The organism is Streptomyces sp. NPDC002888 (assembly GCF_042888465.1).
GTDB lineage: Bacteria > Actinomycetota > Actinomycetes > Streptomycetales > Streptomycetaceae > Streptomyces.
Map to the genome: position 1 here is coordinate 387,843 of NZ_JBIAPU010000002.1, position 23,660 is coordinate 411,502.

General features: G+C 71.6%; 18 protein-coding genes and 1 pseudogene. 10 read left to right on the top strand and 9 right to left on the bottom strand.

Annotated elements, in window-relative coordinates:
- Window positions 1–69 precede the first annotated feature (69 nt).
- Complete coding sequence (locus ACFYWX_RS04730) at window positions 70–1,899, top strand: prolyl oligopeptidase family serine peptidase (protein WP_389422496.1); 1,830 nt, start codon at window positions 70–72, stop codon at window positions 1,897–1,899.
- A gap of 123 nt (window positions 1,900–2,022) precedes the next feature.
- On the opposite strand, the gene ACFYWX_RS04735 is transcribed toward ACFYWX_RS04730, so the two are convergent.
- Complete coding sequence (locus ACFYWX_RS04735; RefSeq protein ID WP_389422649.1) at window positions 2,023–3,951, bottom strand: NAD-binding protein; 1,929 nt, start codon at window positions 3,949–3,951, stop codon at window positions 2,023–2,025.
- 162 nt (window positions 3,952–4,113) lie between these two features.
- Between ACFYWX_RS04735 and ACFYWX_RS04740 the strand changes: the two genes are divergently transcribed.
- The 5 genes from ACFYWX_RS04740 to ACFYWX_RS04760 all read left to right on the top strand — a co-directional run bounded on the left by ACFYWX_RS04740 (window position 4,114) and on the right by ACFYWX_RS04760 (window position 9,292).
- Window positions 4,114–5,142: a permease gene (locus ACFYWX_RS04740; protein ID WP_389422497.1), complete on the top strand. Its 1,029-nt coding sequence runs from the start codon at window positions 4,114–4,116 to the stop codon at window positions 5,140–5,142.
- Window positions 5,139–5,912: a TIGR03943 family putative permease subunit gene (locus tag ACFYWX_RS04745; RefSeq protein WP_389422498.1), complete on the top strand. Its 774-nt coding sequence runs from the start codon at window positions 5,139–5,141 to the stop codon at window positions 5,910–5,912. Before ACFYWX_RS04740 ends, ACFYWX_RS04745 begins: the two co-directional genes overlap by 4 nt.
- A gap of 40 nt (window positions 5,913–5,952) precedes the next feature.
- Window positions 5,953–7,020: a trypsin-like peptidase domain-containing protein gene (locus ACFYWX_RS04750; protein WP_389422499.1), complete on the top strand. Its 1,068-nt coding sequence runs from the start codon at window positions 5,953–5,955 to the stop codon at window positions 7,018–7,020.
- A gap of 134 nt (window positions 7,021–7,154) precedes the next feature.
- A complete protein-coding gene (locus tag ACFYWX_RS04755; RefSeq protein WP_389422500.1) occupies window positions 7,155–7,319 on the top strand; it encodes a hypothetical protein in 165 nt (54 codons plus the stop codon).
- A 38-nt stretch (window positions 7,320–7,357) separates the two neighbouring features.
- Window positions 7,358–9,292: an HEXXH motif domain-containing protein gene (locus ACFYWX_RS04760; RefSeq protein ID WP_389422501.1), complete on the top strand. Its 1,935-nt coding sequence runs from the start codon at window positions 7,358–7,360 to the stop codon at window positions 9,290–9,292.
- A gap of 60 nt (window positions 9,293–9,352) precedes the next feature.
- Here the strand turns inward: ACFYWX_RS04760 and fxsT are convergent, their stop codons facing one another.
- The 4 genes and pseudogenes from fxsT to ACFYWX_RS04780 all read right to left on the bottom strand — a co-directional run bounded on the left by fxsT (window position 9,353) and on the right by ACFYWX_RS04780 (window position 15,494).
- Window positions 9,353–13,342 carry an FxSxx-COOH system tetratricopeptide repeat protein gene (gene fxsT / locus ACFYWX_RS04765; RefSeq protein WP_389422502.1) on the bottom strand — a complete coding sequence of 1,330 codons (3,990 nt, stop codon included), beginning with the start codon at window positions 13,340–13,342 and terminating at the stop codon, window positions 9,353–9,355.
- Between the two features lie 273 nt (window positions 13,343–13,615).
- Window positions 13,616–14,854, bottom strand: a complete 1,239-nt coding sequence (locus tag ACFYWX_RS04770) for a hypothetical protein (RefSeq protein ID WP_389422503.1) — start codon at window positions 14,852–14,854, stop codon at window positions 13,616–13,618.
- Window positions 14,855–14,879: 25 nt separating this feature from the next.
- A pseudogene (locus ACFYWX_RS04775) lies at window positions 14,880–15,134 on the bottom strand (hypothetical protein); the annotation flags it as partial.
- A 51-nt stretch (window positions 15,135–15,185) separates the two neighbouring features.
- The gene (locus ACFYWX_RS04780; protein WP_389422504.1) at window positions 15,186–15,494 is read right to left on the bottom strand and encodes a trypco2 family protein; all 309 of its coding nucleotides are present in this window, start codon (window positions 15,492–15,494) and stop codon (window positions 15,186–15,188) included.
- Between the two features lie 204 nt (window positions 15,495–15,698).
- Between ACFYWX_RS04780 and ACFYWX_RS04785 the strand changes: the two genes are divergently transcribed.
- Both ACFYWX_RS04785 and ACFYWX_RS04790 read left to right on the top strand, forming a co-directional pair.
- On the top strand, window positions 15,699–17,108 hold the full coding sequence (locus ACFYWX_RS04785; protein WP_389422505.1) for a glycosyltransferase 87 family protein: 1,410 nt from the start codon (window positions 15,699–15,701) through the stop codon (window positions 17,106–17,108).
- 168 nt (window positions 17,109–17,276) lie between these two features.
- Complete coding sequence (locus ACFYWX_RS04790) at window positions 17,277–17,873, top strand: TetR family transcriptional regulator C-terminal domain-containing protein (protein ID WP_389422650.1); 597 nt, start codon at window positions 17,277–17,279, stop codon at window positions 17,871–17,873.
- Window positions 17,874–18,054: 181 nt separating this feature from the next.
- Here ACFYWX_RS04790 and ACFYWX_RS04795 read toward each other — a convergent pair whose 3' ends face one another.
- From ACFYWX_RS04795 to ACFYWX_RS04805, 3 genes are all read right to left on the bottom strand, one after another.
- Window positions 18,055–18,918, bottom strand: a complete 864-nt coding sequence (locus ACFYWX_RS04795; protein ID WP_389422506.1) for a hypothetical protein — start codon at window positions 18,916–18,918, stop codon at window positions 18,055–18,057.
- A 271-nt stretch (window positions 18,919–19,189) separates the two neighbouring features.
- Window positions 19,190–19,327: a DUF397 domain-containing protein gene (locus ACFYWX_RS04800; RefSeq protein WP_389422507.1), complete on the bottom strand. Its 138-nt coding sequence runs from the start codon at window positions 19,325–19,327 to the stop codon at window positions 19,190–19,192.
- Complete coding sequence (locus tag ACFYWX_RS04805) at window positions 19,284–20,198, bottom strand: Scr1 family TA system antitoxin-like transcriptional regulator (RefSeq protein WP_389422651.1); 915 nt, start codon at window positions 20,196–20,198, stop codon at window positions 19,284–19,286. Before ACFYWX_RS04805 ends, ACFYWX_RS04800 begins: the two co-directional genes overlap by 44 nt.
- A gap of 157 nt (window positions 20,199–20,355) precedes the next feature.
- Between ACFYWX_RS04805 and ACFYWX_RS04810 the strand changes: the two genes are divergently transcribed.
- Entirely contained in the window at window positions 20,356–20,832 is a 477-nt protein-coding gene (locus tag ACFYWX_RS04810; RefSeq protein WP_389422508.1) for an ATP-binding protein, read from the top strand.
- Window positions 20,833–21,305: 473 nt separating this feature from the next.
- Entirely contained in the window at window positions 21,306–22,076 is a 771-nt protein-coding gene (locus ACFYWX_RS04815) for a DUF2637 domain-containing protein (protein ID WP_389422509.1), read from the top strand.
- Between the two features lie 90 nt (window positions 22,077–22,166).
- Here ACFYWX_RS04815 and ACFYWX_RS04820 read toward each other — a convergent pair whose 3' ends face one another.
- Window positions 22,167–23,591, bottom strand: coding sequence for an aspartate ammonia-lyase (locus tag ACFYWX_RS04820; RefSeq protein WP_389422510.1), 1,425 nt, complete (start codon window positions 23,589–23,591; stop codon window positions 22,167–22,169).
- Window positions 23,592–23,660 lie beyond the last annotated feature (69 nt).

The window sequence follows — 23,660 nt, forward strand, 5'->3', positions numbered from 1 at the left end:
GCGTGGAGGTTGTCCACAGGTTGGGGACCTGGCCAGCGCATTGTCGGCGGGGGCAGGCAGTATGGGGTCATGACTGAGAGCAACGAGTCCGACTCCCGGGAACAGCAGGTGTCCGGCGAAGACATGCCGGACTGGGAGAAGCGCTTCCGGGCGCCCCGGGTGTGGCTGCCCGACTGGGCGGAGGACGCGCCCGAGCGCTCCCTGTTCGTGTCCAACGCGACGGGGACGTACGAGCTGTACGCCTGGGACCGGTCGACCGGCGGCCAGCGCCAGGTGACGGACCGGCCGAACGGGACGACGGACGGTGTGCTCTCCCCGGACGGCGCGTGGATCTGGTGGTTCGACGACAAGGACGGCGACGAGTTCGGCGTCTGGCGCCGCCAGCGCTTCGAGGGCGGCGAGAACGAGGTCGCGACGCCCGGCCTCGACCTGTCCTACCCGGCCGGGCTGGCTCTGGGACGGGACGGCCGCACGGCGGTCGTCGGCCGCTCCACGGACGAGGACGGTACGACGATCCACCTCGCGCGCTTGGGTGAGGCCCCCGCGGAGGTCTACCGCCACCGCGAGTCGGCGGGCGTCGGCGACCTCTCCCACGACGGCTCGCTGATCGCGATCGAGCACACCGAGCACGGCGACGCGATGCACTCGGCGCTGCGCGTCCTGCGCCCGGACGGCACCGCCGTCGCCGATCTGGACGACACCAAGGGCGGCACCGAGGAACTGGGCCTGGAGGTGCTGGGCTTCGCCCCTGTCGACGGTGACACCCGCCTGCTCATCGGCCACCAGAGGCGCGGCCGCTGGGAGCCCCTGGTGTGGGACGTCGCCACCGGCGAGGAGAGCGACCTCGCCCTGGATTTGCCCGGTGACGTGAGCGCCGAGTGGTATCCGGACGGCTCGGGACTGCTGATCGTGCACAGCTTCGAGGCCCGCAGCGAGCTGTTCCGCTACGACCTGGCGACCCGCGGACTCGTGAAGGTCCCGACCCCCGCCGGCACCGTCTCCGGGGCGACGGCCCGCCCCGACGGCAGCGTGGAGTACCTGTGGTCGTCGTCCGCCGAGCCGTCGGCGGTCCGCTCGACGACGGGCGGGGTCGTCCTGGACCCGCCCGGGATGAGGTCACCGGGCTCGGTCCCGGTGGAGGACGTGTGGGTGGAGGGCCCGGGCGGCCGTATCCACGCGCTGGTCCAGAAGCCGGCGGGCGCGACCGGTCCCCTGCCCACGGTGTTCGACATCCACGGCGGCCCCACCTGGCACGACAGCGACTCCTTCGCGGCGGGCCCGGCGGCCTGGGTGGACCACGGCTACGCGGTCGTCCGGGTCAACTACCGCGGCTCCACGGGCTACGGCCGCGCCTGGACGGACGCGCTGAAGCACCGCGTGGGCCTGATCGAGCTGGAGGACATCGCCGCGGTACGGGAGTGGGCGATCTCGTCCGGGCTGGCGGACCCCTCCCGCCTGATCCTCACCGGCGGTTCCTGGGGCGGCTACCTCACCCTCCTCGGCCTCGGCATGCAGCCGGGCGCGTGGACCCTGGGCATCGCGGCGGTCCCCGTCGCCGACTACGTCACGGCCTACCACGACGAGATGGAGGCACTGAAGGCGATGGACCGCACGCTGCTGGGCGGCACCCCGGAGGAGGTCCCGGAACGCTTCGAGGCGTCCTCCCCCCTGACATACGTCGACGAGGTGAAGGCCCCCGTCTACATCTCCGCGGGCGTGAACGACCCTCGCTGCCCCATCCGCCAGATCGAGAACTACGTCAAGCGCCTGGAGGCGCGGGGCGGGGTCCACGAGGTGTACAGATACGACGCGGGTCATGGGTCGCTGGTGGTGGACGAGCGGATCAAGCAGGTCCGCCTGGAATTGGAGTTCGCGGAGAGGCACCTGGCGAATAACTAGCCCCTCCGGCGTTTGAGGAGCGGGGGTCCAGGGGGCAGAGCCCCCTGGCGGGGTCGAAGGGGCGGAGCCCCTGGTGATGGGACGGGTAGGGGCGGCGGGGGCGAAGAAACCATGGGCCAGCCCCTACGTGGCTGCCCGCTCCCGCGGCCGCCGCCCCAACAGCTCCGCCAACCCCCGCCGCGTCGCCGCCAACACCACCCGATCCTCACCCTTCAGCACATAGGACTCGGGCAGGTCCCACACCAGCCCGGACGACTGCACATCCTCCGAGGAGTCCTCGCCCCCCTCCCCACGCGCCCGCTCCCGCTCCCGCGCCCCCGTATCCAACGCCAACACCCGCCACGCCCCCGCCCGAAACGCCTGAGCCATCGTCTTCCCCTCCAACTGCGGATGCCCGCCCACCTGCACCGCGGCGAACAGCAACACCCGCCGCTCCACCGGAATCGCCCCCAGAATCTGCCGCCCCAGCATCGCCCCGGCGAACGCGGGCGCGGCCAGATGGGACACACTCCGGCTCCGGGTCAGCGCATGCGGATGCGCGGCCCGCAACGTGCGATACACCGCCGTCGCGAAGTCGTCGTCGTACAGCCGCAGCACCACGCGCAGATCCGGCCGCAGCGACCGCGCGTACAACGCGGCCTCCAGATTCGTGGTGTCCGAACTGGTCACCGCCAGCAGCGCATGCGCCCGATGGATCTTGGCGGCCTCCAGCACGCCCTCCTGCGTGACGTCCCCCAGCACCACCGGCACCCGCAACCGCCGCGCCGTGGCCAGTCCACGAGCCTCGGGCCCGGCCTCGACGCACACCACGGGAATGTTCAGCTCCCGCAGCCGCGTCAGCACACGCGTCCCGATCTTCCCCAGCCCCAGCAGCACCACGTGCCCACCGAGCCCCCGAGGCGGCTTCCGCAACGCCCCGGCGCTCCGGAAGGTCCCCAACGCCTCCAGCACCGCCGCAAGCAGCACCGGGAGCAGCAGCAACCCCACCAGCCCGGACAGGAGCTGAAGAACCTGCCGCTCGGTGGACGCCCCGATCGCCGGATCGTTGATGGAGAACAGATCCAGCAGCGTCAGATACAGCGCCCCCAACGGATGAACCCCGGTGGCCAGCCACAACGCGACCGCCAGCGCGAGCACACACACCACCAACCCGGCCAGCGACCAACGCAACCGCCGTGAGAACAGCGAGGCGAACGGCGCCACCACCCCGACCCCGCGCCCTGCCGACAGCGCGGGCCCGGCGGCGGAGTACGACACCTGCTCGAGCACCACGGTCCCGCGCCCCGTCGCCTCCCGTACCGCCGTCGCGTCGGGCAGCAGCTGCGGCCCTTGCTCCCCGCTGCTCTCCGAACCGTCCGCTCCGGCCGGATCGTTGCTCGTCGTGGACAGCAGCGCCAGTGTGGCCAGCCCGGGATCGCCGCCCCGTCCGGGCCCGGTCGGCGGCCGGTCCACGGCGCGCAGCAGCAGCCCGTCGGTGTGGACGACCTTGGTGGTGCCGGCGACGGCGGTGGCCGTCAGCGCGGGCGCCGCGGTGTCGGCGTCGGACAGGACGGTGGTGGAGGCGTCGCCCGCCGGGTCCCCGGCCCCGGTGGCCAACGCGGCCGCCTGGTCGAGGAGTTCCTCTATGTGCTGCCCCAACCGCCGGTTGTACAGCCGCAGGACGAGCCGCAGACGGGGGTTGAGCCGGCGTGCGGTGAGCGCGGCACGGATGTTGGTCTCGTCGTCGTCGTACACGAGCGCCAGCGCGGCCGCCCGCTCCACGCCGGCGTCGGCGAGCACGGTCTCGGTGGGCTCGGCGGCCTCCATCACCCGCTCGTTCCCCGGGGGTTCACTGCCGCCGGCCGCATTGCTCCCGTTGCCGGCCGCCCGGTTGACCGCCGCGCTCACCACCCGGTCGAGCAGCGCCGCCGACACCGCGCGCGCCCGCCCGACCACCGGTGGTCTCACCGTGCGCTCGTTGGGCGGTACGACCAGGGTGACCTGTTCGCCGTACACACCGCGCAGCTCGGTGGCCAGCCGGTGCGCGAGCCCGTCGTCGCCGCAGACCACCATGTGCGCGCCGACGTCGGTCGGCAGACCTTGATTCGGAACGCTTGCCACGAGGGAAAAGACTGCCTTACCGGGACGGGTGGTTCCAGGGGCGACTGAACGTCCGTTCCTCCGATCCCGTATGAAAGGGGAGGCAGAGCACGGCAAACCCGGAGGGACCCGACCGTGGCCATCACCGAAGACGCCCCGCCGCGGGCGGACCACACCGGCGGGCCGCCCGGACCGGGCGCACGGGAGCAGGAGGGCCGGCGCCTGACCTCCCCGCTGGTGCTCACGATGGTGTTGCTGCTGGTGGTCGTGGTCCAGTCGCCGATCCGCCGCGCCCTGTCCGCGCCGGTGATGCAGAGCTGGATGACGGTGTTCGTGGCGGTGGTCGTGCAGGCCCTGCCGTTCCTGGTGCTGGGGGTTCTGCTGTCGGCGGCGATCGCCGTGTTCGTACCGGCGTCGTTCTTCGCCCGTGCCCTGCCGAAGCGGCCCGCGCTCGCCGTCCCGGTGGCCGGTGTGGCGGGCGCGGTGCTGCCGGGCTGCGAGTGCGCGTCGGTCCCCGTGGCCGGGGCGCTGGTCAGGCGCGGGGTGGCCCCGGCGGCCGCACTCGCCTTTCTTCTCTCCGCCCCCGCCATCAACCCGATCGTGCTGACCGCGACCGCCGTCGCCTTCCCCCGCGACCCCGAGATGGTCCTGGCCCGGTTCGTCGCGAGCCTGCTCGTGGCGTGCGCGATGGGCTGGCTGTGGCAGCGCGTCGGCCGCACCGACTGGCTGCGCCCGCCGACGCACTCCTCGTACGAGGGGCAGAGCAGGGGCGCGGCGTTCTGGGGTTCGGTCCGGCACGACGTGATGCACGCGGGCGGTTTCCTGGTGGTGGGCGCGATGGCCGCCGCCACCCTCAAGGCGGTCACGCCCGAGAGCTGGCTGCGTTCGGCGGCCGACAACCCGCTCTTCTCCGTCCTCGCGCTCGCCGTCCTGGCGGTGATCCTGTCGATCTGTTCGGAGGCGGACGCGTTCGTGGCGGCCTCCCTGACCCAGTTCTCGCTCACCGCCCGCCTCGCCTTCCTGGTGGTCGGCCCGATGATCGACCTGAAGCTGTTCGCGATGCAGGCGGGCACCTTCGGCCGCGGTTTCGCCCTGCGTTTCGCCCCGGCCACCTTCGTGCTCGCCGTCACCGTCTCGGTGCTGACCGGGGCGGTGCTCCTGTGAACCGCCAGGCCCAGGCAGCCGTCCTGTTCCTCCTCGGCGCGGCCCTGCTGCACGCGGGCTTCACCGACCTCTACCTGCGCTACGTCAAGGCGGGCCTGCAACCGCTGCTCCTGGCGTCCGGCGTGGTGCTGATCGCGGCGGCGGTGGCGACGGCGTGGTACGAGTGGCGGCAGACGAAGGAGGAGAAGGCGGCTCACGCGGACAAGACGGCCCAGGCGGAGAAGGCGGCTCACGCGGACGCCGAACACGGTCACCAGCACCGCGAACCCCGCGTCTCCTGGCTCCTCGTCCTCCCCCTCTTCGCCCTCATCCTGGTCGCCCCGCCCGCCCTCGGCTCCTACAGCGCCACCCGCACCGGTACGGCCCTGCAGGAGCCCCTCGCCTACCCCGCCCTCCCGGCGTCCGCCGGCCCCCTCCGCCTCGCCGTGGCCGACTACGCGGGCCGCGCGGCCTACGACCACGGCCGCTCCCTCGCCGGCCGCCGCATCGAACTCACCGGCTTCGTCGCCCTGGACCGCGCCGGCACGCCCTACCTGGTGCGCATGGCCCTCAACTGCTGTGCCGCCGACGCCCAGCCGGTCAAGGTCGGCCTGACCGGTCGGATCCCCCCGGTGCTGCAGCCGGACACCTGGCTGACGGTGACCGGCACCTACACCGCCCGGCAGACCAGGGACCCGGTCAACAACGGCCGGATCCCGTTCATCGAGGTCACCGCCGCCGAACCGGTACCGGTCCCGCACGACCCGTACGACGAGACCTGGAACAACTGACACCGGCGTACCCCCGCGGGGCGGCGGGTAAGGGGCCTCCATGGGGGAAACGGGGCAGGGGCTGGAGCCGGCGCGGGTCGCCGAGGTGCTGGTGTGGCGGCCGGGCGGACGGCCGGGCCGACGCGGTTCCGGCTACCGGGTGGGCGAGACCTGCGTACTGACGGCAGCTCATGTCGTGGCCGACCCGGTGGAGTCGATCCGGGTCCGCTTCGACGCCGACCTGCCGGAGGAGTGGAGCGCCGACGCGCGTGTGGTCCTGCTGTCCGAGGCCGCCGACATCGCCCTGCTGGAGCTGGGGTACGTACCCGCCGCACGGCTTGGCGCCGTCTCGTCGCCCCGCTATGCCGCGGTCCCCGACGCCGACGTGGTGCTGCCGTTCACGGCGGTCGGCTTCCCCCGCTTCAAGCTGCGCCAGGACATCCCGAGGCCGCCCCTCGACGACGCCTCCTCGGTCCAGTACCGCGACTCCTGCCACCTCTCGGGAACCGTCTCCGTGCTGTCCAACCGCCGGGAGGGCACACTCGAACTGGCCGTCGTCGCCCCGCCCGCCGACGTCGAACCGGAACGCTCCCCCTGGGAGGGGATGTCGGGGGCCGTGGTGTGGAGCGAGGGTGCCGTGATCGGTGTGGTGAGCGCCCACCACCGCGCCGACGGCCTGGGGCGGCTCGCGGCCCGCCGCGTGGAACGCTGGTACGACACCCTGTCGCCCGTCGAGCTCGACCTGATGGCCCGTCACGCCGGCCTGCCCCCGCGCGAGTCACTCGGGGCCCCCGGTGCGACACACCAGGTCACCTCCCTCGCGGGTCTTCCCGACAACCTGCCGCTGCGCGACCTGATGCTCCTTGTGGACGTCCTGATGACCCTGCCGACCCTGCGCGCCCCCGGTGGCATGTCCTTCGTCCTGGACAGCATCAGCTCCGTGATCGCCGCCAACAGCCCTCGCGACTCCCGGCTCCGCTTCGACCTCATCGGGGTCGTACGCACCTGCCTGCGCTACCCGGGGACGCTGGACCAGTTCCTGGAAGCCGTACGACTCCTGGAGGGTCCGTCGACGGAAGTGGAACGAGTGAACACCGTTACGGACCAACTTGCCCGGCAGCACGGCTGACTTGATCTCGCGGGCGCGGCGTGGATATGGGGTTTCGCGGGGTGGCCCGCTGGGTCATGATGGTTGAGGCACCGGCAGCGCCGACACATCGCACATCGTTAACGGGAGGGGACTTGGCAGCCGTGGAGGAAACGATGTCTGCCGTCGAGTCCGCTGTCGTGGATCTCTCGGGGGTCTCTCTTGCAGCGCTGCGCTCCATGGACGACACGGCCGTCGCCGAGTCCGTGGAGCAGTTGCTGCGCCACATCGACGGCCCGCAGGCCATCACGGTGTCGTTCAACCCGAACCGCTTCGACTGACTCGACCGAGGGGACCGGCAGGGTGCTGTGGAGGACTCGTGGCCGGTGACGCCACGACAGCGGCGGACCACCTGACGTTCCACCGGCTCTCGGCGTCCGCCGCCCTGGCCCTCGCGCGCGGGGAGGGCGACGAAGCGGTGCTCGACGAGGTGCTGAACGCGGAACGCAGCCGTCGGCTGTTGCTGCTACGCGCGTTGGACAGGGAACTTGCCTCACCGGCCCAGGCCGACGGGGCCCAGAACGACGGCACCGAGGACGACGGCACCGAGGACGACGCCGCCCAGGGCCACGACCCCGAACTGCCGTACGCCGAAGCCTGGGCGCTGCTGGAACGCGTGCAGCGGCAGGCGCCCGAGGTGTTCGAGGACGTGCTGATGTCCCCGGGCACCGGCATGTGGGTGTCGCTGGCGCTGCGCCGGCTGCGGGGCCGCTCCTACGAGGACGCGCCGACCTGGGTGGTCCTGGGCCATCTCACGGCACTGGCCGCGGCCGCCGGAGCGCGGGCCGGGCTGGACTTCGAGATCACCGTGCCCGTGCGCCGCAGCGTCGTCCCGCTGCCGACGCTGGGCTGCGCCCGGCTCCCCGCCCAGGAAGCCTGGGGCACGGCGCGGGTCGTGGCGCGCGAGGGGCGGCTGCGGATCAGCGGGGCGGGCGGGGAGGTCGAGGTTCCTCCAGGTCAGGCCGGTCGTGGCCCGGGGTGGCTTCCCGTACGCCGGTTGACGCTGGGGTCCGGGGAGCGGGCGAAGACGATGGTGCTGGAGGAGCTGGACCCGTACCGCACGTTCCCCCGGCCGAGCGAGCCACGGCTGCTGTCCGAGGACGAAGCGGAATCCTGGGAGACGCTGCTGGCGGGCGCCTGGGAGGTGCTGCTGCGCGACGAACCGGAGAGCGCCCAGGCGATGCGCCGTGGGCTGATGTCGGTGGCACCGACCCCGACGAGAGAAAGGTTTCGGCCGTACAGCGGCACGGCCGGGGACGCCTTCGGCGGGATCACTGCCTCCCGCCCGGACGACGCGCCCCAGCTGGCCGCGACCCTCGTCCACGAGTTCCAGCACACCAAGCTCGGCGGCCTGATGCACCTGGGCCGGCTGAGCCTGCCCGCCGACCGGCAGGCGCCCGAGCAGCTCTTCTACGCCCCCTGGCGCGACGACCCCCGCCCCCTCGGCGGCCTCCTCCAGGGCATCTACGCCTTCCACGGCGTGACCCGCTTCTGGCGCACCCACCGACACGCCGCCGACCCGGCCTACGCGCCCCTGGCCCACTTCGAGTTCGCGCTGTGGCGCGCCCAGGTGTGGCCGACGCTGAACGAGGTGCGCGGGCACGCACAGCTGACACCGCTGGGCCGCGGCGTTCTGGACCGCCTGGGCGAGCGGCTCGAGGAGTGGATGGCCGAGGAGGTGCCGGAGAGGGAGCTGCGCCTGGCCCTGGAGGCCGCCGCCGACCATCGGGCCCGCTGGCGCGCCCATCACCTGCGGCCGCCCGCCGAGGCCGTCGAGGAGGCGGTACGGGCCTGGCGGCGCGGTGACACCCGGCCCCCGGCCGCCCTGGCCGCCGCGCCGGCGGTCGTCCCCGACATCGAGGTGCGGTTCCTGGACGGTGCGGCCGTCCTCGCCCGGCACGGGCTCGACGATCCCGACGGTGACTGGCGGCACCACGCCGCTTCGCGTGACGGCGACGCCGGGGGAGTCGACGGCGCCGACGCGGCCGACGTGCTGCTGGCCTGCGGCGACCACACCGCCGCCCACGCCGCCTTCACCGACCGCCTCGCCACCAAGGGCACCCCGGCGGCCGCATGGGTGGGCTTGGGGCGCACCCTCCCCGCCGACACCCCCGCCGCCCGCCTCCTCATGGACTTCCCGGAGCGGGCCCGCGCCGTCCAGGACGCCCTCCGGGCGACGACGGACAGCGGCGCGGATCCCGACCCGGTGGCGCTGGCGGCCTGGCTGGCGGGCGGGGAGCCGACGGCGAGTTAGACAAGACGTGGGCCAGAGGGGACACAGGGGGCTGCTCGCAGCAGCCCCCTTCGCCTCACCTCACAGCGGCAGCGGATCGATGTCGCAGTTGGCGCGTTCACCCGCCCGGAACTGCACGGTGGCAGGGTGCGGGGTGCCCGACTCGACCTGGAGGCGGGGGGCGTCGAGCACACGCTCCATGCGCTCCAGGGTGTCCTCGCGCAGGGTGCGCGCCTGGGCCTCGGCGCCGGTGGCGGCGAGGTCCAACGCCAGGTTCCCGGCACACGCCAGCGTCGTCGGGTGGTCCTCCCCGAACGTGATCCGGCACAGGGCCAGCGTGTCCTCGCCCCGGCGCCGCGCCTCCTCGTACTGTCCGAGCGCGGCCAGGTCGCTGGCCAGGTTGATGGCGCAGACGAGGGCGAGGGGGTGCCCCGCGCCGAGCCGGTCGGTGAGCGAGCCGAGCGCCGTCTCGTCGAGTCGCCGCGCCTCCTCCGCCTTGCCGAGCAGCCGCAGCGTCACGGCGAGGTCGATGTCGGCGGACAGCACGTGCGGGTGGTGCGGGTCGTAGATCTGCCGGTATCCCTCGGCGGCCTTCACGCCCCGCGTGCGGGCCGCCTGGAGGTCGCCGTTCTGACGCAGCGCCACCGAGAGGGTCAGCGCCGCGGACAGGGAGCGGGGGTGGGTCTCGCCGTAGCGCCGGATGAACTGGGCGTGTGCCTCGGTGGCCAGCTCCAGTGAGCGGGCGTGGTCGCCCTCCTTGCGGCAGGACTCGCTCAGCTGGCGCATGGCGTCGACCGCGGCGGGGTTGCCGACCCCGAACACGTCCCGGTACGCCCCCTGCACGGCCTCGTGCAGGGACCGCGCACCCACGTAGTCACCGGTCTCCCGCACATCGATGGCCATGGCGTACTCGGTGATCAGCGTCCGCCGGTCGTCCCGTCCGAACAGCCTCAGCTTCAGGCCCAGCGTGCGCCGGTCCAGCTCCAGGGCCTGCTGGAAGTCACCGGCGAGGCGCAGGCTCACCCCGAGGTTGTGGGTGATGTTGAGCGTGGTCGGGTCGTCCTCGCCGAACGCCCTGCGTGCCCGCTCGTAGGCGACTCTGTCCAGCTCGGCGCCGGTGGCGAACCTGCCCTCGACCCGTCGTACGGCGGCTTCCAGCTGGATCGCGTCGAGCGCGTCCTCCCGGATGTCCTCGCTGTCGGGCGGGGCGGTGCGCTCGTAGACCTCGCGGAGGTGGGAGACCAGCCGGGCGGCGTCGTCGAAGCGGCCCACCACCCAGTACATGAAGCAGAGCCACTGCCCCATCAGCAGTGTCTGCTGGTCCTCCTCGCCGAAGATGGTGAGCCAGGACTCCCAGGCCTGCTCGGAGAAGTCGAGCGACACGTCGTGGTCGCCCCAGAAGTACAGGTACTCGGCGACGTTGCGCACCAGCTGGCGCACCCACGGCTGGTCGGACTTGATCGCGTCGGAGGCGATGACGTGGCTGTACAGCTCCGCGTACCGAGGCCAGCTCCCGGGATTCGAGGGAGTCTTCGGGTCGGCGGCGGCCAACAGGGTGTGAGCGCCATGACGCATACGGGACTGCTCCTGGGGAGACATGCGGTTGTTCAACACGAGCTGCACCAATCGATGCATCTCGATCGAATTCGTACGATGATCGATACGCGCCAGCGAATACCGGTTCACCTCCCTTATCGCACGCGCCAGCCGGATCGGGTCGTTCAGCGCCGCATCCAGCTCGGGGAAGATGCTGCTGTTCCCCAGCCCCGAGAAGATGGACCGCGAGATCGGGTCGGGAGCGAAGTAGGAGCACAGCTGGAGCAGACGCAGCGCTGCGGGGCTGCGGGTCTCCAGGTGGTCGAGGGAGACGTTCCAGGCGGCGGCGACCGGGAGTTGGTAGTCCGGCGGAGGGGCGACCTCGAGGAGCTCCATGCGCTTGGACTCGAAGAGGCGGAGGTACTCCGACGCCGGCATCCCGGTCTCCGCGCGCCACGCGGCGGCCTGTTCCAGCGCCAGCGGCAGATCGCCGAGTGCCTCGGCCAGCGCTTCGGCCTCCTCCTCCTGCAGCGGCAGGCCGGAGCGGCGCAGCAGCTCCTTGCTCTCCTCGCGGGTGAACACGTCCACCTCGAGGGAGCCGCCGACCTGGCCCCAGCGCCGGTTGCGGGAGGTGACGAGGATCGTGCCGTTGCCGCCCTGCGGGAAGTAGTGGCGGACCTGCTCGGGGTTGTCCGCGTTGTCGAAGATCAGCAGCCAGCGCGAGTACGGCCGTCCCTCGCGCAGCGCCTCCCGGACCGCGGGACCCGCGATGTTGGCCTCGGGGGAGGTCTCCAGGCCCAGCCGCTGGGCCAACTCCACCAGGGCCTGTCCGATCTGGCCCGGCCGCTCGGACGGGATCCACCACACGACGTCGAACTCACTCTGGTGGCGGTAGGCGTACTCGATGGCGAGCTGTGTCTTGCCGACGCCGCCCATGCCGTGGATCGCCTCCGGCAGCACCGTCGTCGTGCCCTCCCGCAGCCGCTGGTCGAGCAGCTCCAGCAGGGCGGAGCGCCCGGTGAAGTTCGGATTGCGGGGCGGCAGATTCCCCCAGACACGCGGCTGTGCCGTGCGGTCCCCCTCCGCGGTCCGCTGGGGTGTTGTCGACATCTGCGAGGCTCCTTCGGAAGCGGTTCGGGACGCGTGCGCCGCTTCGGGGCCGACCGCCGCCGAGGTCGGACCGGACGGCACGGTTCCCGTCAAAGTACGTAGTGGTTTCTCCAGGCTGACTGCGTATCGCCGATCGTGCCAGCTCAACACCTTCGCCAACATGGCGGCACGCTGGGCGTACCTGCCCGACAGGGCTCGTAGAGCGGTCAGCTCCACGCGGAAGAAGGCGATGTTGCGCCTGTTGACGCTCGGCATCGCCAGGGTGTCCAGCGGTTCTTGTGGAGAGGGCAACAACGCGTCGGCCGCCCGGTCTTCGGCGAATAACGCGCGTACGTCGTGCAGCACCCGCGCGGTGGCGCTGCGGCGGCCCAGCGCCAGCAGCTCCTCCCGGGTGTTCGGGGCGAACGTGAAGGTCACGTCGGCCGGTCCCTCACCCTCCGTACGGGTGGGCCGGACCAGTCCGCTCATCAGCAGTTCGGAGACATGGACGGGGCCGGCGTCCGGGGTGGTGCCGACGACCCTGCGGATGACGGGCAGGCTCAGCGGCGCGGCGGCCAGCCGGGTCGCGAGCGCGAACGCCGTCGGACTGGCCGCGGCCCTGAAGTCGGACACCCGTTCGGCGGCCGGGACGGGGCTGTGCGGGTCGGGCATGTCCTCGGCCCAGGGCAGGGCGCGGGCCGCGTCGGGCCTGCTCTTCCACTCCCTGGCCTGGATGGCGGACAGGTCCAGCCACTCGGGCTCCCGCCCGGACACCAGTCGGGTGAGGGCCTCGGCCCACCGGTTGGTGAGGGCGAGGACGGGGACGACGACCGGGTCGGACTCGGCCTCGGCCTCGGTTGTCTCCCCCTCGCTGCTCCCGGCTTCGGCGCCGGGCACCCCGGGTGCGTCCTCCAGCCCGGCCGGAACCTCGCGCTCGGCCCAGTCCCAGGCGCTGTTGGCCGTCCAGGGGCGGGATGCGCGGATGCGGACGCGGTACACGTCCAGGCCGGTGCGGAACCACAGGTGCTGAGGCAGCAGATGGACCACGGCGACGGGGCACGTACGGCCCCACTCGCGCAGCAGCGGCTGCACGGCGCCGAGCCGCCACCCGAGCGCCAGCGCGTCGGTCAGCACCAGCACGACCCGGCGCACATCCGCCGGCCTGGCACCGAGGGGTGCCTCCGGGGCCACCCGGGCCGGGTCGGTCTCGTCGGTGCCCAGCAGCCGTACCACCCGCACCCGGGTGAAGTCGCCCGCCTGCCGCAGCTCCTCGACGAGGTCGTCGACGGCCCGGTCCCACACCCTCATCGTGGGATGGGCGTCGATGACGAGGATCGCCTCGGCGGGCTCGGGCCCGTCCGGCTGTGCGAGCCTGCTCAGGGCGTGGGCGGCCTCCCGTCGCGCCCGCGCGGCCTGTGCCGGTCGCCGGCCGTCGTCATCGTGCATGGGAGCTCTCAAGGCGTCGCGGTGACGGCGAGAGTGACGCGGAGTCGCGCAGACCCCGGGCATGCGTGACATCCACGGGGAAAGCCTTGCAGTGCGTCCACCCCCGAGGCAAGTGCGTACGGGGGCTCATGCGGAGGGTGCGCAAAAGCATGCTAGGGGCAGGCAACCCGGCTCGGGACCGGCACCGGCCGATGGATGCACGTGGGTTCATTGCGTGGCACGTCCTCTCGCCGTCGAACCACGGTCCGCGACCCCGTGACCCGGCCGACCGGTTCACCGCTGCCCCGGCGCGTGGTCGGGGCCCGGCGGTCCGGGTCTGCGCTCCGGGTCGTCGAGCAGGATCGCGAGGTGGCGTCCCACGTGGTTGTCCCATCCCTCGGGGCCGGCCGCCAGCGCCTCTCTGCGCCATCTTCCGGTCCGCTCCAGAAGGCTGCCCAGTCCACGGTCCTGCACGATGTCCGCGACGGCCTCCTTGAAGGCCGGATCCGAGCAGTCGCCGCGGTGCCAGATCATGGCCGGGATCCCGGCCCGCAGACCCGCTCTGAACTCGCGGCGGCTGGTGGGGGAGTCACCGCCCGGCGGCTCGCTGAGCACCAGGCAGACGGCCTGCTCGTCCTCCTTCAGCTCCCGCTCCAGATGGAAGTGCGAGTGGCCGGGACGGTTCCAGTAGGGGTGGCTGTTCGCGGGCTGTTCCTTCAGCTGGCGCCACTTGTTGTGCCAGGGCCGGTGCCAGGAAGCCTTGCGCAGGCGTTCGAAGCTGCGGAGCAGGACGGGGTAGTCCAGCACCAGGGGCGTCGGGGAGGAGGAGGAGCCCGACTCCTTGTTCCACCACTCGACCGGCTCACCGAGGAGTTCCCACGGCAGGATGAATTCGATGACGACCGGTTGGCGCAGGTCCGACCAGCGCTCCTCGGTCTGCTCGATGAGCTGCTCGACCTCGGAGGGCAGCTCGTCGCGGTGCAGGTGCAGCGTCTCGCCGGGGACGGGGTGCCAGCCCTCCGCGTCCGACTGCCGCCAGTGGGAGAGGTAGTAGTGGTCGGGGTCCACGCCGTCGGGCTCGAACTGGATCATCAGATACGCCGGTACCAGCGACGGCGGCGGCTGGGCGACACCGGTGCGCTGCCAGTCGGCCATCCGGTCCTCCAGGCCCCAGTCGCGGGCCTGCTGCCGGTTCCAGCGCCGCAGCTGCTGCGCGGGCTCGGCCTTGCCGTCCTCCATGAGCTGGTCGGCGGCCAGGGACAGGAACGCCATGCTCACCGGCAGTTCCTTCGCCGCCGCGTTGTCACCGGCCAGCCTTAAGAACACCGCCCAGCCCGTGTCGCACCACGCCGGCAGTTCCTGGGTGCGCGAACGGCTCGCCCGGCGCGCCATCGCCGTCAGGGCGGCCGTCGACCGCATCTCCAGCAGGACGGACCGCAGCGGGTGCAGGTCGGCGCCTTCGAAGAAGTCCACGGCCTCCCACTCGTCCACCAGGCGCCGCAGCGCGCCGACGGCCGCCGACTGCTGCTCCACGTATTCCAGGCACCGCCAGGGACGGCATCCCCTCCGGGAGCCGGGCGCACTGCTCGACGAGCTGGAACATCTGCGGCCGCAGCTTCTCGTTGCGTGCGAGCTCCACCGGGGAGCCCAGTTCCTGGCCGAGCATGCTCACCACCAGGTCGGCGCTGTGCGTGTGCCGCATCGCGTCCGACTCCTGGAGCACGTTGACGACCTCGGCCACCAGCTCGTTGCGAACCCGCGCAGGGCTGCGCCCTTCCACCCCCGTGACCTCCCGATCGCCCGCCACCGTCATCGAGTTCGTCCTGATCGTGCCGACCAGCGTACGGCCCGGGCGGCGTGTCGGTCAGCGCTCATCGTCGACCTCGTTCCCGGAGATCAGCACCGTGTGGCGGGTGCCGTCGGGGGCGACCAGCTTCGGTTGCAGGGTGAGGCTGATCCGATGCGTGCGCTGGGTCCCCGTGGAACCGTCGGCGCCCGCCTCGACGACCCAGAACCGCACCTTGCCGGCCGCCCCGCCCTTCCGGTCGACCGCGACGGTCGCCTCGACCTCGACGGGCCCGAGCTCGAACCGCACCGGCCCGCCCGCCCCGTCCGTCATCGCGGCGTTCAACTCGTGCCTCAACTGCCGGATCATCTCCGCGAGTTCGATCACACTGCCCTCCCCAGAGCGCGCTCCTCCCTCAGTTCTACAGGTGTCGGCTGAGGCACGCCCGGGCTTGGGTGGAACGAGGGTCGTCGTGGGTCGTCCGAAAGGCCGACCGTCCCGCTTTCGGGTGGCGAAGGGTGGCCGAACGGCCGAGGCGGACGAGCCGGGTGGGACGCGAGATTAAAGCTCCCCTCGCCCAGGAGCGCGTTGATGTCGGTCCAGTCGATTCCTCCCCTCGCCGCACCACCGGTCGTCGAAACACCCGTCGCTGCCCCTTTGACGGTGCCCGTACGGGCCCTGCGCCGGGACGCCCTGTACTGGCTGGGCTGCGCGATGTTCGCGATGCTGCTGGCCCTGTTCACGACCCTCACCCCGCACCGCGTCTGGGGCGCCTGCGCGTCGGTCGGTTACGCCACGGCGGCCGTGCTCGCCCGCCGGTCACCGCGCGACTGGGGCAGCCGTACCGCTCCGGTCGCCGCCCTCGTGGGAGCGGTCGCCCTGCCGCTGCTGATCCTGATCGGAGTGGGCGCCGCGCAGTCGGAGGTCCACGTGGTCGAGCACGCGGGCAGCCTGCTCCTGAACTCGGGCAGCCCCTACGTCCCGCATCCGACCGACGTCGACGACTACAACCCGTACCTGCCCGGCATGGCACTCTTCGGCGTCCCCCACGCACTCCTGGGCGACACGGCGTTGGCGGACGCCCGCGTGTGGTTCGGCGCGGCGTTTTTGGCGTCGATGCGGGGGGCGTCGAGGGGCTTGGCGGCGAGGGGCCTGGGGTCGAGGGGCTTGGCGGCGAGGGGCTTGGCGTCGAGGGGCCTGGGGTCGATGGGCCTGGCGTCGAGGGGCTTGGCGTCGAGGGGCTTGGCGTCGACGAGCCTGGCGTCGAAGGGCCCGGCATTGATGGGCCTGGCGGAATGCGGACGCGGGGCGGGAGGAGCGAGTCGTACGTTCGCCTCCGTCCCCCTCCTCGCGGCCTTCCCCGCGGTCGCGCTGCCCTTGGCCGTCGGCGGGGTCGACCTGCCGGTGATCGGTCTGATGTGCCTGAGCCTTGCGCTGGCGGGCCGGGGCGGCAAGGGGATGGCGGCCGGGCTGGCGATGGGCGCGGCGGCCGCTCTGAAGTGGACAGCGTGGCCGCTGCTGCCGGTGGGCCTGGTCCTGCTGGCTCTCACCTCAGGGCGCAGGGCGGCCGTACGCGCCGCAGTGACGGCCCTCCTGCTGGCCTCCGCGGCCGTGGTCCCGGCCGCCCTGGCCGACCCGCACGCCTTCCTGGAACACGTGGTGCTGTTCCCCCTGGGCGAGGGCGGCACCCAGTCGCCCGCGACGAGCACTCTCCCGGGGTACCTGCTCGCCACATACGTCCCCGGCGGTTCCTTCCTCGCACTGGCCGCCCTGGCGGCAGCCGCCGTGGCCGTGGCGGTGTCGTTGCGGGTACGCCCGCCCCGAACCGTCGTGGCGGCGGCCGACCGCCTGGCCCTCGGCCTGGGCCTGGCCATGTGCCTGATCCCGGCCACACGCTTCGGCTACCTCGTCTACCCGCTAATCCTCGCGACCTGGTTCCGCCGCCCGGCGGCGCAGGGAGCGCAGGGAGCGCCGGGGGCGCAGGGGGGTGCTCGCCCGTGACTGAACACGACAGGCAGCACCTGATCCGGGTCACGGTCCTGGCGGTCGTCGCCCTGCTCGCGGCGCTGTGCCTGCCGCTGAGATGACCGGGCGGGGTGCCCGGTAGCCGCCGCTATGACGGCAGTCATAGAGTGAGCCCCGGATGGTTCGAGCATGCGGAGGTCGAGGATGGCGGCGCCCGAACGAGGCCCGCGCGAGCGGATGGTCTTCAGCGCGGCCCAGCTCATACGGCGCGACGGTGTCGCCTCCACCGGTATGCGCGAGGTCGCCGCCCACGCCGACGCGCCGCGCGGTTCGCTCCAGCACTACTTCCCCGGCGGCAAGGAACAGCTGGTCAACGAGGCGGTGGGCTGGGCCGGCCGCTACGCGGGCAACCGCGTCGCCCGCTTCCTCGCGGCGCTGCCCGAACCGACCCCCAGCGGGCTGTTCGCCGAGATGGTCCGCCAGTGGACCGACGAGTACGAGACCACAGGCTTCGCGGGCGGCTGCCCCGTGGCCGCCGCCACGGTGGACTGCGCGGAATCCACCGAGTCCACCCGTGAGGCGGCGTCCGCCGCGTTCGCCACCTGGACCGGCCCGGTCTCCCGCGCCCTGGCCGAGATGGGCGTCCCCCAGACCCGCACCGAGCCCCTCGCCACGCTCATGATCAGCTCCATCGAGGGCGCGATCCTCATCGCCCGCGCCGAACAGGACACCCGCGCCCTAACTACGGTGTCCCGCGAACTGGGTGCCCTCCTCGACGCGGCACTGCCCAGCACCGACTGACTCGGCTACGGGACGTCAGGGGCGCACAGCGCGTCGCCCCCTTGCGAACGACTGCGTACGACTGCGTACGACCCGGACAACTGGCAGATCCGTGCCACCGCCAGCGGCAAATCCCCTGGTAAACGGCGCCCACGTCTGGCACACATCCGCCAACCTCGGTGCTGCGGAGCTGCCGGTCGCCTCAGCCGGCCGCACGGAGACGGCCCCCGTCTCGGCAGTCCCTGCAGCGTCCGGGGTGGGGTGCGCGGAAGGCGCGGTCGCAGCCGTCGCAGGTTTGGAAGGGCTGTACGGACGGGCGGTCCGTGATCTGGGGGAGGGGGAGCGGTGGCGGTGCGGGCAGGGGGGTTTCCCGGAGGCGGAAGGCGAGGATGCCTGCCGGGCGGACCAGCAGGCGGTCGGGGAGCCCTGTGGTGAGCAGCTCGGTGATCTCGGGCGCTCCGACACCGGCTGCCAGCCACTGGGAGACGGCCGGGGCCAGGCGAGCGGCCTCCCGCACGGACAGGACGAGGCGGGGGTCGACCCGGCGCAGCCTGGACAGTACGGCGATCGCCTGGGGGTCGGCGTCGGTGAGCGACACCGGGTCTTCCCCTACGGTCACGGAAGTTGCGGTGACTTCAGCAGGGGCGGGCGCGGCGGGCTGCTTGCGGGGCCGAGGCGGCTTCGGTGGCTCGGGAGGCCCGTCCGGGCCCGGATCGCCGCCGGGGACGTCGTAGAAGTACGTCCGGGTACGGATCTGCCCGGTGGCCAGTCGTTCGCGGCGGCGTTCCAGGTATCCGGCCGCTTCGAGCTCCCTGAGGGCCCGCGAGATCAGGATCTCGCCCTCGGTGAAGTGCTCGCACAGGGCCGCGATGCTCACGGGGGAGCCGTCCGGCAGGGAGAGGATGTAGGCCGCGACGCCGATGGTGACCGCGCTGCCGCGTCGCTGCGCGAGGGCGTTGGAGATCACGGTGAAGTCGGCCGTGAGGCGGGTGCGTACGTGGATCACGCCGGAGGTCGGTGCTCCGGCGTCGGCGCGCAGGCGCGCGTTAGACTGCGGGTCAGCCATTGGGAAGGCGGTACTTCCTGATTGGTCAGGCCCTCGTTCGGGATGCCAGTCCCGGCCGGGGGCCGTATCTGTTTGCGGTTGTCGCGGCGAACGTAACCGCCCGTATCCCGCGCCTGCAAGCCGGTCACTCGGACGGGTGATGCGAACCGGGAGGGTGGGTGGGCGGGTAGTTCTTTCCCCGGTTCTTTGAGGAGGTCAGTGGCCCACCGGCCCCTCGCGTACGAGGAACCGGGGACCCCGGAACGCGGGCGGTGACCGGAACCTGGTCGCCTCAGACGCGGTAATGCGAGGCCTTCAACTCCCCTATGAAAGCCGCCCAGGAGGCGCTTTCGAAGGACAGGGCGGGACCGCTCGGGGCCTTGCTGTCACGGACGGGCACGACGTCCGTGAATCCGTCCGACACCTCCACGCAGTCGCCGCCCTCCTGATTGCTGTAGCTGCTCTTGCGCCAGACGACGCCGTTCAGATCGGGACGGGACATTCGCTTCACGGTGGTTGTCCTCCATCACGGATCGGATCATGTCGAGCGACATGAGTGGGGGCAGGGCTGCCGCCCGTAGCCGATCGTAGGTGACCGCGAACTTCCTGACCTCGGCTGGTTCCTCGATGAGTTGGCCGAAGTGCGCGCCTTCCGTGTAGGCGATCTCCGATCCGTCCGGCATCGTCAACACGGTCAGGGAACCGCCCATGACGTCGTGCTCGCCCTGGTCGAACGGCAGTACCTGCACGGTGACATGAGAGCTTGCCGCCGACTCCAGTAGTCGCTCCAACTGGTCCCGCATCACAGTCCTGCCGCCAATCGGGCGTCTCAGTACGGCCTCGTCGAGGACCGCCCACAGTTCAGGTCGGCCAGGCGATCCGAGCCGGTTCTGCCGTCCCATACGAGCGGTGAGCCGCTCCTCCAACTGCTCCTCGCTGCTCAGCGTCGTACCCACGCTCAGAACGGTCCGCGCGTATTCCTCGGTCTGCAACAGGCCAGGGACCAAGTGGGCTGCGTACTGCCTGATGGCCACCGCCCGCTCCGAGTACGCCATGAACGCCCGCGACCAGTCCGGAAACGCCTCCCGGTACACATACGGCCACAGCTCGACGAGCAAGTTGTCCGCCCCGAGGGCCGCGTCCAGCGCCCGTGCCAGCTCCAGCGTGGGTTTCGCCCCGGAGGCCCGCTCGATCTGGGTGATCCGGGTGCTCACCACGTGTGTCTTCTGGCCGAGGTCGGCCTGGGTCATTCCGGCCGCGGTGCGGAGCCTGCGTACCCGCGCTCCGAACAGCGCCGCCATCGACGTACTGGGATCAATTCCGTTGGCCAAAGCGTCACTTCCGTTCCTTACGGGCTGAAAAGTAAGGCTGCGTCACCTTTCGAGCGTAGGGCGGGCCGACGAGTCTTGAGCACGGAACGTGACGACTCACGCACAACGTGGGACGTCCCCGGGCTCGATGGACAAGGACGGACAGGCCGTGCTGACAGGAACGCTCATCCAGGGAGACGAACCGCGAAGCGGTGTGTGCACAGCGCGGTTCGCCTCTTCACCGCGAGGCGCACGGCTCGCTCGGCGCCTCGCCGTGCGGCGCATGGAGGAGTGGGGGCACCCGCCGGCGTCGGACGCGTCGGGCGTGGTCGCGCTCGTCGTCGGAGAGCTCGCCGCGAACGCCGTACGGCATGGCCGCGTCGCGGGACGGGACTTCGGTCTCCGGCTCACCCTCGACCCGGCGGCGGGTCTGGTCCGTATCGAGGTGGCGGACGCGGCCGCCGAGAAGCGAGTGCCCGCCGTCCCTCCCTCGGCCTGTCCCGACGGCGAGTCGGGCCGCGGTCTGCTCCTGGTGGACGTTCTGGCGGTGCGTTGGGGGTCGACCCCTCGTCACCCGGTGGGCAAGACGGTGTGGGCGGAGGTGTCCGTTGCCGCTCCGCTGTGATTGGTGCTTGGCGGCGAATCCTATTTGCCGCTCAAGAATATTTGAGAAGACAACTCACTCGAATCATCACGCGGATGACACTAATGAAAAAAGGTTCTGATCAACGTTTCCGTCTGCGCCAGGGTCACTCATTTGCCGCGCATCTGGAGGAGAGGGAGCGGAGTTAGCGGGATATGACGAAACCAAGGTTCCACGGCTTGCCCCGCCGAGGCGCGGGGAAAGATGGTATGTCTGCCATCCGTGATGTGGCAGTCGGGAAATACGCTTACGGGCCTGAAGCGGCCTACTTGGCGCTTGACGGCCGTGGAACCCTGCACGGGGGCGGTGCACGGGCCGAACCCCAGGTCACTGAGCCGCTGCTCCGTGAGTTCCTCACGCTTCTGGAAGCGGCCCAGGAGGAACTCAATCGGCGGTGGAACGGCCAGGGAAACCCCGGCTGCCACGCCGACCGCGTGTGACGGGGGAGGATTTTCATGAATCACGACTATGCGGACCCCTCCTTCGCGAGGCGTGAATGGTATTCCGACGCATACCCCTTCGGGACAGGCACCGGTGGGCACGGTAGTCCCAGCGAAACCCTGTACTCGGGGGTCCCCTTGGTGCCCCCCGACTCGGGCTGGGACCCGGGAGAGGAACTTGCCTACCTCCTGCAGGAGGCTGTGCCGGCGGAGCAGGCGGCCACCGTGCCGCCACCTCGCAGCGAGCCGTCGCCCGGCGTCGACTTCACCGACCCGATGGAGAACCTGGCGCAGATCACCGCCCAGTTGCCTCCTCTCCGACGTTCCGCTGCCGGACATCGGAAGATGCGAGTCCGGAAACTGCGTCTCAAGTGGTTGCAGACCGGCAGCTTCGTGATCGTCGCATTCGTTGCCGTCATCGTGGCGATGGTCAGTGTCTTCGGCGGCATGGTGGCCTACGGGCCTTTGCTGAACATCACGGCCGGTACGAAGAGCGGGGTGATTCCCTGGTGGCCTCTTCTCGTGTATGGCCCCTGGATGGTGGCCTCTCTCTCCATCCTGCGAACTGCCCTGCATCGGCGCCGAGCTCTGCACTCGTGGTTCATCGTTCTGCTGTTCTCGTCGGTGGCGATGATGCTGTGCGTGGCTCAGGCCGAAAGGACCTTCACCGGTATCGCCGGAGCCGCCCTGCCATCCCTCGCGTCCCTGGCGTGCTTCCAACAACTTGTCCGACAGATCACACTGACTCTGCCGCCGCAACAGGGTCCGCCCCGCCACCGGCAGTAGCACGGTGAGCGGTGCAGGACGTCCACTCCTGCGCCGCGGATCCGGCCCCGCCGCAAGGTGTCCGGTGAGGTGCCGCGCGCAGGACGTGTGTCACGGAGCGGCTGCCGCCGAGGGCTTCGCGGAGCGTCCGGTGAGGTTCTCGGGGCGCAGGATCGTCTCCAGTTGGGCGGCGGTGAGCAGGCCGGTTTCGGCGGCGAGGTCCTTGACGGTGCGGCCCGTGGCCAGCGCCTGGCGGGCGAGGGTGGTGCCGGCGGCGTAGCCGATGTAAGGGGCGAGCGCGGTCACCAGGCCGATGGAGTGGTGGACCGTGTCGTGGAGGTGTTCGCGGTTGGCGGTGATGCCGGGGACACAGCGGGTGGCCAGAGTGTCGCAGGCCGCGCGCAGGTGGGTCAGGGAGCGCAGCAGACTGTAGGCGATCACGGGTTCGAAGGCGTTGAGCTGGAGCTGTCCGGCTTCGGCGGCCATGGTGACGGTCAGGTCGTTGCCGATGACTTCGAAGGCGACCTGGTTGACGACTTCGGGGATCACCGGGTTGACCTTGCCGGGCATGATCGACGAACCCGCCTGCACCGGTGGCAGGTTGATCTCCCCGAGCCCGGCCGTGGGGCCGGACGAGGTCAGGCGCAGGTCGTTGCAGGTCTTGGAGAGTTTCACGGCGACGCGCTTGAGGACGCCGGAGAGCTGGACGAAGGCGCCGCAGTCCTGGGTCGCCTCGATGAAGTCGCCCGCGGGCCGGACGGGTTCGCCGCTGAGCTCCGCGAGGTACGTGCGGGCGAGCTCGGCGTAGCGCGGGTGGCCGTTGATGCAGGTGCCGATCGCCGTACCGCCGAGGTGGGACTCCAGCAGCAGGGCGGCGGCCTCGGTGAGACGCCGGCGGTCCTCCTCGATCATGACGGCGTACGTGGTGAACTCCTGGCCGAGGGTCATGGGGACGGCGTCCTGGAGCTGGGTGCGGCCGATCTTCAGCACGTCGCCGAACTCCGCGGCCTTCGCGGTGAAGGCCGCGGCCAGCGCCCGTAGCGAGTCGCACAGCCGGCGCAGTGAGGCGACCAGGGCCAGGCGGACGGCGGTCGGATAGACGTCGTTGGTGCTCTGGCCGAGGTTGACGTGGTCGAGGGGGTGGATCACCTCGTAGCAGCCGCGGGGGTGGCCGAGGATTTCCAGGGCCCGGTTGGCGATGACCTCGTTGGCGTTCATGTTCGTGGAGGTGCCGGCCCCGCCCTGGAGGGGGTCGACGACGAACTGGTCGGCGAGCCGTCCGGCGCCGATGTCCTCGCACGCGCCGATGATCGCTTCGGCGAGGTCCGGCGGAAGCAGGCCGAGGTCGCGGTTGGCTTTCGCGGCGGCCTGCTTGACCGCGGCGAGCGCGGCGATCAGCTCGGGGAACTGGGCGATGGTCGACCCGGTGATCGCGAAGTTCTCCACGGCCCGCACGGTGTGCACGCCGTAGTAGGCGTCCGCGGGGACCTCCTTGTCTCCCACCAGGTCGTGCTCTCTGCGTGTGGACCGCGCCATCTGATGCTCCTCGTCCTGGTCCTCGTCCTGGGCGGGACCCCTTGACAGGCCACTGCCTCCGGGCTCAGT